At 75.6% G+C, this 13,935-nt stretch carries 13 protein-coding genes; 7 read left to right on the top strand and 6 right to left on the bottom strand.

The window, feature by feature from the left end; all coding sequences use genetic code 11:
* Positions 1 to 161: 161 nt before the first annotated feature.
* Positions 162 to 950: a S1 family peptidase gene (locus tag ACIGG8_RS10745; protein ID WP_396547028.1), complete on the bottom strand. Its 789-nt coding sequence runs from the start codon at positions 948 to 950 to the stop codon at positions 162 to 164.
* 231 nt (positions 951 to 1,181) lie between these two features.
* On the opposite strand from ACIGG8_RS10745, the gene ACIGG8_RS10750 reads away from it, so the two are divergent.
* From ACIGG8_RS10750 to ACIGG8_RS10760, 3 genes are all read left to right on the top strand, one after another.
* The gene (locus ACIGG8_RS10750) at positions 1,182 to 2,042 is read left to right on the top strand and encodes an EI24 domain-containing protein (protein WP_396547029.1); all 861 of its coding nucleotides are present in this window, start codon (positions 1,182 to 1,184) and stop codon (positions 2,040 to 2,042) included.
* A 541-nt stretch (positions 2,043 to 2,583) separates the two neighbouring features.
* Entirely contained in the window at positions 2,584 to 3,243 is a 660-nt protein-coding gene (locus ACIGG8_RS10755) for a transglycosylase SLT domain-containing protein (RefSeq protein WP_396547031.1), read from the top strand.
* A 227-nt stretch (positions 3,244 to 3,470) separates the two neighbouring features.
* Complete coding sequence (locus tag ACIGG8_RS10760; RefSeq protein WP_396547033.1) at positions 3,471 to 4,475, top strand: glycosyltransferase family 2 protein; 1,005 nt, start codon at positions 3,471 to 3,473, stop codon at positions 4,473 to 4,475.
* Between the two features lie 6 nt (positions 4,476 to 4,481).
* Here the strand turns inward: ACIGG8_RS10760 and ACIGG8_RS10765 are convergent, their stop codons facing one another.
* A complete protein-coding gene (locus ACIGG8_RS10765; RefSeq protein WP_396547035.1) occupies positions 4,482 to 5,168 on the bottom strand; it encodes a hypothetical protein in 687 nt (228 codons plus the stop codon).
* Between the two features lie 122 nt (positions 5,169 to 5,290).
* Here ACIGG8_RS10765 and ACIGG8_RS10770 point away from each other — a divergent pair, with 122 nt between their 5' ends.
* Positions 5,291 to 8,212 (top strand): FAD-binding and (Fe-S)-binding domain-containing protein, encoded by a 2,922-nt coding sequence (locus tag ACIGG8_RS10770; protein WP_396547037.1) that lies wholly within the window; start codon positions 5,291 to 5,293, stop codon positions 8,210 to 8,212.
* Here ACIGG8_RS10770 and ACIGG8_RS10775 read toward each other — a convergent pair.
* Positions 8,204 to 8,764, bottom strand: coding sequence for a hypothetical protein (locus ACIGG8_RS10775; RefSeq protein ID WP_396547039.1), 561 nt, complete (start codon positions 8,762 to 8,764; stop codon positions 8,204 to 8,206). The genes ACIGG8_RS10770 and ACIGG8_RS10775 overlap by 9 nt on opposite strands.
* A 127-nt stretch (positions 8,765 to 8,891) precedes the next feature.
* Here ACIGG8_RS10775 and ACIGG8_RS10780 point away from each other — a divergent pair, with 127 nt between their 5' ends.
* The gene (locus ACIGG8_RS10780) at positions 8,892 to 9,302 is read left to right on the top strand and encodes a PaaI family thioesterase (protein WP_350524973.1); all 411 of its coding nucleotides are present in this window, start codon (positions 8,892 to 8,894) and stop codon (positions 9,300 to 9,302) included.
* A 293-nt stretch (positions 9,303 to 9,595) separates the two neighbouring features.
* On the opposite strand, the gene ACIGG8_RS10785 is transcribed toward ACIGG8_RS10780, so the two are convergent.
* Together ACIGG8_RS10785 and ACIGG8_RS10790 are read right to left on the bottom strand one after the other, a co-directional pair.
* Positions 9,596 to 10,045: a CBS domain-containing protein gene (locus tag ACIGG8_RS10785; protein WP_396547042.1), complete on the bottom strand. Its 450-nt coding sequence runs from the start codon at positions 10,043 to 10,045 to the stop codon at positions 9,596 to 9,598.
* Positions 10,046 to 10,121: 76 nt separating this feature from the next.
* Positions 10,122 to 11,114 carry a slipin family protein gene (locus ACIGG8_RS10790; protein WP_396547044.1) on the bottom strand — a complete coding sequence of 331 codons (993 nt, stop codon included), beginning with the start codon at positions 11,112 to 11,114 and terminating at the stop codon, positions 10,122 to 10,124.
* A gap of 190 nt (positions 11,115 to 11,304) precedes the next feature.
* Here ACIGG8_RS10790 and ACIGG8_RS10795 point away from each other — a divergent pair, with 190 nt between their 5' ends.
* Positions 11,305 to 12,093 carry a uracil-DNA glycosylase gene (locus ACIGG8_RS10795; protein WP_396547046.1) on the top strand — a complete coding sequence of 263 codons (789 nt, stop codon included), beginning with the start codon at positions 11,305 to 11,307 and terminating at the stop codon, positions 12,091 to 12,093.
* A gap of 34 nt (positions 12,094 to 12,127) precedes the next feature.
* On the opposite strand, the gene ACIGG8_RS10800 is transcribed toward ACIGG8_RS10795, so the two are convergent.
* Positions 12,128 to 13,006 (bottom strand): CHAD domain-containing protein, encoded by an 879-nt coding sequence (locus ACIGG8_RS10800; RefSeq protein ID WP_396547047.1) that lies wholly within the window; start codon positions 13,004 to 13,006, stop codon positions 12,128 to 12,130.
* Between the two features lie 176 nt (positions 13,007 to 13,182).
* Here ACIGG8_RS10800 and ACIGG8_RS10805 point away from each other — a divergent pair, with 176 nt between their 5' ends.
* A complete protein-coding gene (locus ACIGG8_RS10805) occupies positions 13,183 to 13,857 on the top strand; it encodes a hypothetical protein (protein WP_350524978.1) in 675 nt (224 codons plus the stop codon).
* The last annotated feature ends 78 nt before the right edge of the window (positions 13,858 to 13,935 follow it).

Here is a 13,935-nt window from a genome sequence, read left to right on the forward strand (position 1 = left end):
CCGGGTCCGCCGCCCCCCCCCCCCCCCCCCCCCCGCGGGCCCCCCCCCCCCCCCGGGGGGGGGCGGGGGGGCCCCGGGGGGGCCGGGGGGGGGGGCCCCCCCCCGGGGGGGGGGGGGGGCCCCCCCCCCCCCGACCGGTCCGAGCGGCGCTACCGGCCGGCTCAGAGACCGGCAGCCGCGGCGGCGATGTCCGCCGCGTAGGTGCTCACCTGGGTGTAGACGCCCGGGTAGCCCGCGCGGGCACAGCCGTTGCCCCAGCTGACGATGCCGACCTGGACCCAGCGGCCCGCCGCGTCCTTGTGGACCATCGGGCCACCGGAGTCACCCTGACAGGTGTCGACGCCGCCCTGGGCGACGTACCCGGCGCAGAGCGAGCCGGCGGTGTTCAGGCCCGGGTAGGCGTCGGCGCAGGCCGCGTCGTCGACGAACGGCACGGTGGCCTTGAGCAGGTAGCGCTGCTGGGCGCCGCCCTCGCGCGCGGCGCCCCAGCCCATGATGGTGAAGGTGCCGCTGTCGTACGCGGCGGAGGTGGCGATCGGCAGGGTGGCGACCTGACCGCTGCTCACCGGCGAGGCCAGCTTGATCAGCGCCCAGTCGTTGCCGTTCTCCGCGCCCGTGAAGGCCGGCGCCTGGTAGACGTACGAGGAGCGGACCTTGACCGCGCTTCCGCTGCGCAGGTCGACCGCGCCGACGGTGGCGGTGATGCTGCTGTCGGCGCCGGTGCCGTCGACGCAGTGGGCGGCGGTGAGCACGATCTGCGAGGTGTAGAGCGCGCCGCCGCAGCCCATCGAGAGCCGCACCATGAACGGGAACTCGCCCTGCGCCGCACGCGTGCCGCCGACCACGGTCGGCGACGGCGCGGGCGAGGCGGCGGCCGGCAGCACGAGCGCGCCCGCGCCGAGCACCAGACCGGCCAGCAGGCTGAAAGCTCTGCCGAGTTGACGCTTCATCAGGTTCCTCCTTGCAGGTGGGGGAACACCGAGAGTGGCCCGGCCGGAGGCGCGGCAGGAGGGGGCCGACCTTGCCGAACGAATCTGGCAGGAACACGGCAACCCAAGGTTCCGGGTGCGGCAGGCGCGGGGCTCGGAGTGCGACGGGCGCGGCGCCCGGGGTGCGACGGGCGCGGGGGCTCCGGGTGCGACGGGCGCGGGGCCCGACCCGGGCCGATAGGGTGGTCGCCCATGCGTGATCTTGTGGCGGGGACGAAGTACCTGATCGAGGGCCAGAAGTGGGTCGCCCGGCGCGGCCGGTGGTGGGGTTTCGGCATGCTGCCGGCCCTGCTCGCCCTGATCGGCTACGTCGTCGCGCTCGCCTTCCTCGCCGCCCGGTCCGTGGACCTCGCGGACTGGGCCACCCCGTTCGCCGACCACTGGTCCTCGCCCTGGCAGGGCCTGCTGCGCGACGCGCTCGCCGCGATCGTCTTCGGCGGCGGCCTGCTGCTCTCCCTGCTCACCTTCACCGCCGTCACCCTGCTGGTCGGACAGCCCTTCTACGAGGCGCTCTGCGCCAAGGTCGACGAGACCGAGGGCGGGGCGCCCACGCCGCCGGACACCCCGCTCTGGCGCGAGCTGCTGATCGCGGTGCGCGACAGCGTGTACGTCCTCGTCCGGGTGGCCGCGTTCGGCGTGGTGCTGTTCGCCTGCGGGTTCATCCCGGTGCTCGGCCAGACGGTGGTCCCGGCGCTCGGTTTCCTGGTGTCCGGCTTCTTCCTGACCGTCGAGCTGACGGCCGTCGCCCTGCAGCGGCGCCGGGTGCCGCAGCCCGAGCGGATCCGGCTGCTGCGCTCCCGGCTCGGGCTCGCGCTGGGCTTCGGCACGCCGCTGGTGCTCGCCTTCCTGGTGCCGCTGGTGACGGTGCTCGCCATGCCGGGGGCCGTCGCCGGCGCCACCCTGCTGGCCCGGGACCTCGTCCCGCCCGCGGAGGAGGAGGCCGCCGCGGCGGAGGAGGACGCTGCGGAGGGGCCGGAGCCGGGCGCTCGCCCCGCCGCTCCTGCCGCTCCCGCAGCGCAGCCCGTCCCCGGGAACCCGTACGCGACCCCCTGAGCCGTGACCGTCCGGTCACCCTGCGCCGACCTCGCGCGGGCAAACGTGTGAGGCCGCCCACAGGGGGATCGGCGTCTACGACTCTCGATAGTGGACGGGTGCCCGGCGGGCTCCGGCCGGGCCTCGGCGCCCCGCACCTCCCGAGCCGGACCCGGCGGTTTCCGGCCTGAAGAACGCAGGCCACCGCGCGTGTCGCCCCTGCGTTCCTCTGATGTCACCCGTGCGCAACCCTCGGAAGCGCAATTCGGACAAATGCCATCAAATCCACCACTCGACCCCGCTGCGCCCTCTTCGTGGCCACTACAGTGCGTAGTAGCACGTGCCTTTGCCGCCCGTCGCGAGCCCTGCCAAGAATGGCCTGTCGCCAGGCAGCCCGGCCGGTCCGCACCGGATCCGCCGCGCAGCCCGCCCGCCCCGCCGCTTCCGCCGGGGCGCCACGGCCGTCCCGGACGGCCGCGCGGGCCCCGCTCACCCGGAGCCCGCGCGATGCCCCGTGTCCGGCACCACCGGCACGGCCCCCGACGGAGAAGGAACGCCCGCCTTGCAGCTCAGCCATGCCCGCCGAAACTCCCTGATCACCGGCGTCGCCACCCTCGTGGTCGCGAGCGCCGCCACCGCCGCGCTCGCCATCCCGCAGGCCGGGAACACCGTCGAGGCCGCCGCCCCCGCGGCCGCCGTCTCGGTGGACGGCAAGCCGGTCGCCGACCAGGCCCAGGCTGACACCGCTGCCGCTGCCCAGCAGGCCGCCCAGGCCAAGGCCGAGGCGGACGCCCAGGCGGCGGCCCAGGCGCAGGCGCAGGCGCAGGCGCAGGCCGAAGCCGACGCGAAGGCCCAGGCGGACGCCAAGGCCAAGGCCGACGCCGCGGCCGCCGCCTCCCGCTCCCAGGAGCGCCCGAACCTGGCCGCCACCTACTCCGGCACCCCGCAGCAGATCGCCGCGCAGATCGTCCCGGCCGGCCAGCTGCAGTGCTTCAGCAACATCGTGTTCCGCGAGAGCAGCTGGAACCCGCTGGCCGTCAACGCCTCCTCCGGCGCCTACGGCCTGGTGCAGGCCCTGCCGGGCTCCAAGATGGCCTCGGCGGGCGCCGACTGGCGCACCAACCCGGCCACCCAGATCAAGTGGGGCCTGAACTACATGAACACCCGCTACGGCAGCCCCTGCGCCGCCTGGTCGTTCTGGCAGGCGCACCACTGGTACTAGGCCGACCAGCCAGGGATCCGGGGCCCGCGACGCACCGCCGCGTCGCGGGCCCCGGCACGTTCCGGCCACGAACGACGCTGGCCCGCCGCTTCCGAACCTGACGTGGACGCGTCCGGAAGACGACGTGAAGATCTGGCGGACGGTCGTACGGTTTGCGGCCAATTGCTCGGAATTACGGACCGTCAGGGCTTTGCCACGGTTCGCGCGCCCTCTTACGCTCCGGCGTCATGCCCTCACCCTTGATCAGCGTCGTACTCCCCGCCTACGACCAGCACGAACAGCTCGCCGACTGCCTCGACTCGCTGCTCGCGCAGTCCCTGGCGGACGTCGAGGTGATCGTGGTCGCCGACCGCTCCCCCGAGACCGCGGGCGGACTCGCCGACGCGTACGCCGCGCGGCATCCGCGGGTCTCGACGCTGCACCTGAACGCGGCGGTCGGGGTCGGGGTGAGCCGGAACGCGGGGGCGGCGCGGGCGTCCGGCGAGTACCTGCTGTTCCTCGACGCCGACCACCTGCTGCCCCGGGACGCGCTCCAGACGCTCGCCGACCGGCTCAAGCAGACCGGCCCGGTGGACCTCCTGCTGTTCGGCCACTCCCGCCGGCACAAGGACCGGGACTGGCCGGGCGGGGCCGAGGCGCTGCTCGCCGAGGCCGGCCCCGAGGTGTCCGGCCCCTTCGACCGGCCCGAGCTGTTCGGCGCGCCGCCGCTGATCTGGGACCGGCTGATCCGCCGCGGCCACTGGGAGGAGCTGGGGCTCACCTTCCCGGACGGCCGCTACGAGGAGGTCCCCGTGGTGCACGCGGCCCTGCTCGGCGCGCAGAAGGTCGCCGTGCTGGCGCGCGAGTGCGTCCAGCTGCGCCGCCGGGAGACCGTCCACCCGGTCGGCGGCCCCGGCAGCAGCGTCTTCGACCTGTTCGACCAGTACGAGCGCAGCTTCGCGCTCCTGGAGGACCAGCCGCACCTGTACGCGGTGCGCGAGGCGCTGTTCATCCGGATGGTCCGGCACTACCTGTTCGTCTTCGACCTCGCCGGCTGCGTCTCCCGGTCCGAGCGCCCGCAGTTCTTCCACCGGGCCGCCGAGCACCACCGCCGCTTCCAGCCGCCGGGCCACCGCCGGCCGGGCGGCCGCGAGGGGATCAAGTTCTCGCTGCTGGCCGGCGGCGCCTACCCGGCGTTCGAGGTCGCCAAGCTGTCCCACATCGCGAAGGGCACGCTCACCGGGCGCAAGTGACCCGCCTCAGGCGTGCGCGGTGCCGCCGTCCGCGGCCATCGCGGCGGCGATCCGGCGGGCGCGCTCGGCCGTCACCCCGGCGGGCAGCGGCGGCAGCACGTCCATCCACAGCGGCAGAGTGGAGCCGCGCAGCTGCGGCATCCCCGCGGGCCGCCCGATCAGCCACAGGTGCAGGTGCGCGGCGCCGTCGCCCCAGCGGTTCACGTGGACCCGGCCGATGCCGCCGAGCGACAGCACGGCCCGCTCCACCCTCTGCAGGATCGGGCCGAGCCGCGCGGACAGCTCGGCCGGCAGGTCCAGCAGGTCGTGGTGGGCGCGGGGCTGGAGCAGCAGGACGGCGGGCAGCCCGGTCGGCTCGTCGGGGCCGCTGAGGCGCCAGTGCTCGTCGGTCCAGAGGAAGTCGGAGTCCGGGCGGGCGCACTGCTTGCAGCTCTCCGGGCCGTCCTCGCCCTGGCGGGGCGGCTCGGGCAGTTCGGGGGCGCGCAGCCGCCGGACGCTCAGCTCGCCCTCGTACGGGAAGATCTCCCAGGACGGCGCACCGTCCGCCGGGAAGGGCAGCGGCTCGCCGATCGGGAGGCGGGCGAGGTAGGCGGTGGCCCCGGCCGGGTCGTGGGCCTGCTCGTCGGCGCGCCCGCCGGCCGCGGGATCGGCCGGGGAGCCGTCCGGGAAGCCGGCGGTGGAGTCGGTGATCATGAGCGCCGAGACTGCCACATGACACCCCGTCGGCGGTACCCCCGTCGCGCCCGGTACCCGGGCGGCGCCCCGGCTGCGATCATCGGCGGAGCCGTGTCGCCGCACCGACCGGGAGGTCCCTGGTGAGCCGTCCGTCCGCAGCCCCCGGGGCCGAGCTGGCCCGCGAACTGGCCGCCGTACTGCGCGGGGAGGTCCGCTTCGGCGCCGCCGAGCGGACCGTGTACGGCCACGACGCCTCGAACTACCGGCAGTTGCCGCTCGGCGTGGTCAAGCCGGCCGACCCGGACGACGTGCGCACGACGCTGGCGCTGTGCCGCGAGCACCGCGTGCCGGTGGTGGCGCGCGGGGCCGGGACCAGCATCGGCGGGCAGGCGATCGGCCCGGGCGCGGTGGTGCTGGACTTCCGTCGCCACCTCGGGGAGGTGCTGGAGATCGACCCCGGGGCCCGCACCGCGCGCGTCCGCCCCGGCACCGTGCTGGACGACCTCCAGCGCGCCGCCCGGCCGTACGGGCTGCGCTTCGGCCCGGACCCGTCCACGCACAGCCGCTGCACCATCGGCGGCATGATCGGCAACGACTCCTGCGGCTCGCACTCGCTGGCCTGGGGGCGCACCGCCGACAACGTGGAGCGGCTGGAGCTGCTGCTCGCCGACGGCACCGAGCTGACCGTCGGCGGGCGGCTCGGCGGCCGGGAGCGCGCGGCACTGCGTGACCTGCCCGGGCGGCCCGGTGAACTCCACCGGCAGCTCCAGGAGTTCACCGACCGCAACCTCGCCACCATCCGGCAGGGGATGCCGCAGCTGCCGCGCCGCACCTCCGGCTACCCGCTGGACGCGCTGCTGCCCGAGCACGGCCACGACCTCGCCCGGGCGCTGACCGGCACCGAGGGCACCTGCGCGCTGCTGCTCGGCGCCACCGTCCGCCTCGTCGAGGACCCGCCCGCCCGCGCCCTGGTGGTGGCCGGCTACCCCGACGAGGGCGCCGCCGCCGACGCGATCCCCGCGCTGCTGCCGTTCGGCCCGCTGACCGCCGAGGGCATGGCGGCCGACCTGATCGCCGCGCTGCTCGCGGCCGGCCCGCGCCCGCCCGCGCTGGACCGGCTGCCCGCCGGCGAGTGCTGGCTGTTCCTGGAGACCGGCGGCGCCACCCCCCTGGAGGCCTACCAGGCCGCCCGCCGACTGGCCGACGCGGTGCGCCGCGAGCGCTCGGCCACCGTCGCGCTGGTCACCGACCCCGCGGAGCAGCGCGGGCTGTGGGCCGTACGGGAGGCCGGCGCCGGGATCGTCACCCGGCTGCCCGACGGAGGGGAGGCCTGGCCGGGCTGGGAGGACTCCGCCGTCCCGCCCGAGCGGCTCGGCGACTACCTGCGGGCCCTCCGCGCCCTGCTGCGCCGGCACGGCCTGCGCGGCGTCCCGTACGGGCACTTCGGCGAGGGCTGCGTGCACCTGCGGATCGACTTCCCGCTGGACGAGCCCTACGGGGTGCCGGCTTTCCGGGAGTTCCTGGAGCAGGCGGCGGACCTGGTGGTCTCGTACGGCGGCTCGCTCTCCGGCGAGCACGGCGACGGGCAGGCCCGCGCCGAACTGCTGCCGCGCATGTACCCGCCCGGGATCATCGACCTGTTCCGCGGGTTCAAGCGGATCTGGGACCCGGAGAACCTGCTCAACCCGGGCGCGCTGGTCGACCCCCGCCCGCTCGACGCCGACCTGCGCTTCGTCACCGCGCCGCTCCGCCCGCTGCCGCTTGCCCTGCCGTACGAGCAGGACGGCGGCAGCCTGGCCAGGGCGGTGCACCGCTGCGTGGGCGTCGCCAAGTGCGTGGACCCGACCACCGGGGTGATGTGCCCGAGCTACATGGCCACCGGCGAGGAGCGGCACTCCACCCGGGGGCGGGCGCGGCTGCTCGCCGAGATGCTGCGCGGGCTGGGCGCGCCCCCGGGCCGCCGGACCGACGGGGCGATCCCCGACGGCTGGCGGTCCGAGGAGGTCCGCGAGGCGCTGGACCTCTGCCTGAGCTGCAAGGGCTGCGCGAGCGACTGCCCGGTGCACGTCGACATGGCGACCTACAAGGCCGAGTTCCTGTACCAGCACTACCGGCACCGGCCGCGCCCGCGCTCGCACTACTCGATGGGCTGGCTGCCGCTCTGGCTGCGGGCCGTCGCGCTCACCCCCGGGGCCGCCAACACGCTGGCCCGCTCACCGTTCGGCGGCCTGCTCAAGCGGCTCGGCGGGATCGACCCGCGCCGGGTGCTGCCGGTGTTCCCGCCGGAGACCTTCACCGCCTGGTACCGGCGGCACCGCGCCGCGCACCCGGCCCAGGCCGGCGCCCGCCCGGTGCTGCTGTGGCCGGACACCTTCTCCGACCACCTGCAGCCGGGCGTGCTGCGCTCGGCCGTCGAGGTGCTGGAGCACCTGGGCTTCGACGTCCGGCTGCCCTCGGGCCCGGTCTGCTGCGGCCTCACCTGGCACTCCACCGGCCAACTCGGCACCGCCCGGAGGGTGTTGCGGCGCAGCCTGCGGACGCTGGCGGCCGACGAGCTCCCGGCCGACACCCCCGTGGTCGGCCTGGACCCGAGCTGCACCGCCACCCTGCGCGAGGACCTGCCCCGCCTGCTCGGCGCGGACGGCCGCCCGCTCGCCGAACGCACCCGCACCTTCGCCGAGTTCATCGACGAGTACGCCCCCGACGCCCCGCTCCCCCGGATTCCGCTGGAGGCCGTCACCCAGACCCACTGCCACCAGCACGCGGTGCTCGGCAGCGCCGCCGACCGCCGGGTGGAGGCCCGACTCGGCCTGGACAACCGGGTGCTGGACTCCGGGTGCTGCGGCCTGGCGGGCAACTTCGGCTTCGAGCAGGGCCACTTCGAGGTGTCCGAGGCGATCGCCGAACGCGTCCTGCTGCCCGAGCTCCGGGCCGCCGCGCCGGGGACGGTGGTCCTGGCCGACGGCTTCAGCTGCCGCACCCAGATCGCCCAACTCGCCGATGGGCGGCAGGCGTTGCACCTGGCGGAGCTGATCGCCACCCATCTGCGGCGCTCAGACTGACACCGTGTGCCCGCTGCGACGCTCAGACTGACACCGTGTGCCCGGCACCGCGTGCCCGGCGAGGAAGGCCCCGGCGTGCGCCGCCGCCTCCTCCCGGGTCGGGTAGCCGGCGGCCGCCTCCCCCACCGCGCCGTCGGCGCCGGTGGCCGTCCAGCGCCAGCCGTCCACCGCCTCGTCCAACTCCGCGGCACCGCCGAACAGTTCGAGCGATCCGGGCCGGGGCCCCGGGCGGCCCACCGCGTCCGGCCACTTCTTGCGGGCGCCCTGCCGGGTGATGCCCCAGGCCGCCCCGAGCTGCTCGTAACTGGCGCCGTAAGAACCGGCAGTGGCGGCCGCGAGCGCGGTGAGCCGCTTGACCTCGGCGTCCACCAGCTTCCAGGCGGACAGCACCGAGAGCGTGACCTCGACCGGCTCCGCGGCCCACATCCGCTCCTCGGGCAGGCCGCCGGACGCGCGCGAGCGTACGGCGGCGGCGGCGAGGGGGTCGAGCGCGTCGAGCAGGGCCTTGGCCAGCTCCGCCTGCTGCTCCGGGGTGATCTCCACGGTCGTCATGCCGACAACCCTAGTTGTCAAACTTGCGCTTGACAACCAAAGTTACCGACCGGATCGGCCCGAGCCCCACGGATCCCGGAACTCCGATCTCCTGACAGCGCGCCGACACCCCCGCCACAATGGCGCGATGACCCTCACCACCGCCGAGGCGGACAAGCTCCTGGCCGACCACTTCGCCCCCTGGGTGCAGGCCCTCGGCCTGTCCACCGCCGAGACCGGCGAGCGCCACGCCGTCCTGCGCCTCCCCTGGTCCGACCGGCTCGCCCGCGAGGGCGGCGGGATGTCCGGCCAGGCGCTGATGGCCGCCGCCGACACCGCGTGCGTGGTCGCGGTCTCGGCCGCGAACGGCGGCTTCGGCCCGATGACCACCGTCCAGCAGTCCACGAGTTTCCAGCGCGCGGTCGTCGGCCGGGACGTCCTGGTGCACGCCCGGATCACCAAGCTCGGCCGCCGGATCGCCTTCCTCGACATCACCCTCACCGCCGAGGGCACCGACGAACCCGCCGCCCACGCCACCGCCGTCTACGCCCTGGGCTGACCCACCCGGCTGTCACACCCGCGTGCCCACCGGTGTCCTGACGCCGGCATCACGTCATCACGGTCGTCGACGCCGAGAACCCGCCGCTGCGGGCGTTCTTCGGCACCCAGGGACACCCGATGCTCCAGCAGGTCCACGCCGGCTCAGGACCCGGGCGGACCGGGAGCACTCTCCCTGGAGGCCCACGGCCGCTCCGCCCCGACCCCGCGGCCTGACCCACCCGTCCACCGCGGCGTGGAGCGCCCCCACCCCGGCGGGGTGGGGGCCTCGGCAGCCCGCGTGCGTCGGCGGCGTCAGCCCAGCGCGGCCTTCGTCGGCGCCTCCTCCGCGCAGACCGCCGACACGAACTCGGCCACCCTCGCCTGCGGCATGCCGCGCGCGATGTCCGCCTCGCTGATCATGCCGACCAGCTTGTGCTCCGGGTGGTTGATCACCGGCAGGCGGCGCACCTGGTACTGCTCCATCACCCGCAGCACCTGCTCGCAGTCCTCGTCGGCCTCCACCGTCATGGGCCGCCCCTGCGCCAGCTCGCCCGCCGTCACCGACGCCGGGTCACGGCCCTCGGCGACGCAGCGCAGCACGATGTCGCGGTCGGTCACGATGCCCAGCAGCTTGTCGCCCGGGCCGCAGATGGGCAGCGCGCCCACGTCCCGTTCGCGCATGATCCGGGCGGCGGCCGCGAGCGTCTCGTGCTCGCGGATGCACTCCGCGCCCGGGTGCATGATGTCGCCGGCTCTGGTCATGGTCCGCCTCCTGACCTGGCTTCCTCCCCCCTCTCCATCGTGGTCCGGGCGCAGGACCGACGCCACCGGACGCGGCTCAGTGCTCCGGTTCCGCGTGAGCGCGGGCGTCGCGCTCGGTCCCCCCGTCCGGCGAGTTCGGCTCCTCCAGCGGCGAGCGCTCCAACAGTTCCTCCAGCGGCGGGATTTCGTGCTGAGGCGGTTCGGCTTCCACTTCCTCCTCGGGGACCTCCCCGCTCTCCACGGCCTGCTCCGCGGCCTTCGCCCCGGCGGCCGCCGCGGCCGCCGTCAGCAGGTTCCGCTGCTGGGCCTCGGTCGCGCTCTCCAGGAACCGCAGCAGCTCCACCGGGAAGGGCAGCACCAGCGTCGAGTTCTTCTCCGCCGCCACCTCCACCACGGTCTGCAGCAGCCGCAGTTGGAGCGCGGACGGGGTCGCGCTCATCACCGCGGCGGCGTCCGACAGCCGCTCCGACGCCTGGTACTCGCCGTCCGCCGTGATGATCCGCGCACGCCGTTCCCGCTCGGCCTCGGCCTGGCGGGCGATCGAGCGCTTCATCGACTCCGGCAGCGCGACGTCCTTGATCTCCACCCGGTCGATCTCGATGCCCCAGCCCAGGGCCGGGCTGTCGATCATCAACTCCAGCCCCTGGTTGATCGGTTCCCGGTTGGCCAGCAGGTCGTCCAGCTCGCTCTTGCCGATGATCGAGCGCAGCGAGGTCTGCGCGACCTGGGAGATCGCGAAGTTGTAGTCCTGCACGTTGACCGTCGCCTTCACCGGGTCCACCACCCGGTAGTAGACCACCGCGTCCACCCGTACGGTCACGTTGTCCCGGGTGATGCCCTCCTGCGCCGGGATCGGCATCGTCACGATCTGCACGTTCACCCGGCGCAGCCGGTCCGCGACCGGCATCAGCGCCACCAGCCCGGGTGCGCGCACCTCGTCGCGCACCTTCCCGAATCGGAACACCACGCCCTTCTGGAACTGCTGGACCACCCTGATGCTCATGGCCGCCCAGATCGTCCCCAGGGCCGCCAGCCCTCCGAGAGCCCCCAGCACCGCATCGACGATCATCGCGGCCTCCTCGCGGCCTGCGCCCACCGGCGCCTCCGACCACCGCCCGCCCGGACAGGCGGCGGCGCCGGAGCAACTGCTTCCACGCTACGTCTGCCCGGCCACGACCGGATCGAACCCGACCGGACCATGACGGAACCGGGCAAACCGCAAGCACCGGGGCGGGCGCTGCCCACCTAGGATCAGGGCCATGCCGATCACGGCCCCGCCGCCGTCCCCCGCCGACGACCCCGGCCACCCGCGCCACCCCGCCGAAGCCGCCGCCCGCGCCGACGGACTCGCCGCGCTGGACCGCGTGGTCACCGGCTGCCGGGCCTGCCCCCGCCTGGTCGAGTGGCGCGAGGAGACCGCCAGCACCAAGCGCCGCGCCTACCGGGACTGGGACTACTGGGCCCGCCCCGTCCCCGGCTTCGGCCCGCCCGACGCCCCGCTCGTCCTGGTCGGACTCGCCCCCGCCGCCCACGGTGCCAACCGCACCGGCCGGATCTTCACCGGCGACCCCTCCGGCGACCTGCTCTACGCGACCCTGCACGACCTCGGGCTCGCCAACCGCCCGCACTCCGTCCGGCACGGCGACGGCCTGGAGCTGTACGGCGTGCGGATCACCGACCCGGTCCGCTGCGCCCCGCCCGACAACAAGCCGAGCACCGCCGAACGCGACACCTGCCGCCCCTGGATCACCCGCGAACTGCAGCTGATGCGCCCGACCGTACGGACCGTGGTCGCCCTCGGCGGCTTCGCCTGGCAGGCCCTGCTCCCGGTGATCGCGGACGCCGGCTGGCAGGTCCCCCGCCCGCAGCCGGTCTTCGGCCACGCCGCGCTGGTCGACCTCCCCGCCCGTGACGGCGGCCCGCCGCTGCGCCTGCGGGGCTGCTACCACGTGAGCCCGCGCAACACGAACACCGGCCGTCTGACCACCACGATGCTCCGCGACCTGCTGCGCGACGCGGCCCGCTCGGCGGGGCTCGACCCGCGGTAGGGCCCGTCTTCAAGCCCCCGACGCCGCGGGACCGCTATCCGAACCGCGTCAGCTTCCGCTTGCCGGCCCGCTGCCACACGCCCGGCAGCCGCTCGCGGGCCGCGGACTCGGCGGCCAGCTGCCGGCCGTACAGGGCGCCGTAGCCGAAGGGCTCGGCGGCGCCCACCGGCTGGGCCGCGAGGGTGGCGGCGGCGACCACCGCGTCCTGGTGCTCGCCCAGGACCTCCTGGACGGCCTTCATCCGTGCCGTGAAGCGCTCGGCCCGTGCGCCGGCCGCCGGAGCGGCGGTCTCCCCGGCGTAGCGGGCGCGCTTGGCGGCCTTGCGGGCCTCGTGGAGGGCGTGGTCGCGTTCGTCGGCCGCCGCGGCCAGGGCCGTCCGGACGCGGCCGGCGGTGCGCTCCTGTTCGCGGGCGGCGATGCGGGACAGCTCGGGCAGGGCCGGCCGGCCGGCGCGGCGGCGCAGCGGCGGGTCGGCGAGCAGGGTGGCGAGGGCGTCGCCGAGGGCGCGGCGGCGGGGGCTGTCGAGGGCGGCGACCACCTCGGGCCGCACCCGCCGGTACTCACGCTCGCCCCACTGCTCCAGTGCGGCGGCGACCCGCTCCGGGCCGCACGCGGCCGGCAGCTCGCGGGCCTGGGCCGCCAGCCGCTCGGCCAGCACCTCAAGGTCGCGCGCGCCGCCGAGGGCGGCGCCCAGCCAGCGCAGTTCCGTGACCAGCTGGTCCGTCGCGCCGGGGGTGAACAGCCGGCGGAAGGTCCGCAGGGCGCTGCGCAGCCGCCGGCAGGCGACCCGCATCCGGTGCACCGCGTCCGGCTCGTCGGCCCGGACGGCGTCGTCCAGCCCGGCCAGTACGGCCGCCTGGGCCTCGACGCGGGCCAGCACCACCTGCCCCACCGTAGTCTCGGGTTTCGCCATGCGCCTTCATCCCCTCGTCGGGGTCCGTCCACTCGTCGGGGTCGCCGGGAACGATTCCAGGCTAGTCCGGCCGCGGCCGCTGTCGACCCCGCGTCCCGTTGAGGGCGCGTCAGGCGAAAGCGCAAGGGTCCATGCGCCCTCGTCCCGGGTGTGAGCCTCATGGCATACTCCGGAGCGTGACGACCTCGACCCATGCGACCAGGGCCCTGCGGGCCGCGGTGTTCACCGCGCTCGCCGTGCCGATGGCCGCGTTGGGCCAGGTGGTCATCACGGGCCGTCCGCTGCCGCTGTCGCTGGTGGCCTCCGCGTGCGCCGTCGTCTTCCTGGTCGCGGCCGCGCTGGCCGGCGGGGAGCGGCGGATGCTGCACATCTCCGCCGTGATGGTGCCGGTGGAGCTGCTGCTCAACACCACGTTCAACCTGGGCCAGACCGCTTGTGGGCCGGTGCTCTCCGGCCAGTCCCCCGCCCGCGGGGTGAACCTGCTGGTCTGCGGCGGCGGTTCGATGGACGGGTCGCTGCTCTCGGGCCCGCTGGGCCACGCCGGGCAGTTGGCGCCGGTGATGACCCAACTTCTGCTCCTGCTGGTGCACCTGGTGATCGCGCTGGCGGCCGCCGCCTGGCTGCGGCTGGGCGACTCGGCCCTGTCGGGCCTGGCCCGGGCGCTGCGCGCGCTGCGCCAGTCGGTGGCCCGGCCGCTGCGCGCCCTGCTCGTCCTGCTGGTCCCGGCCCCGGCTCGCCCGGTGCTGCGGGTGCCGCTGCCGGTGTCGGACCACGCGCGGCCGCGCCGCGAGGACGTGGTGCTCAGCCCGGCGCCCCGGCGCGGCCCGCCGGCCTTCGCGCCTGCCTGCTGATCGCTTCCGTACCGGGCACTCCCCGGACGCCGATCACCTTTCCGTGGCCCCGTCATGACGACGGACGCGGTACGCCCG

It is taken from the genome of Kitasatospora sp. NPDC085464, from assembly GCF_044541955.1.
GTDB lineage: Bacteria > Actinomycetota > Actinomycetes > Streptomycetales > Streptomycetaceae > Kitasatospora.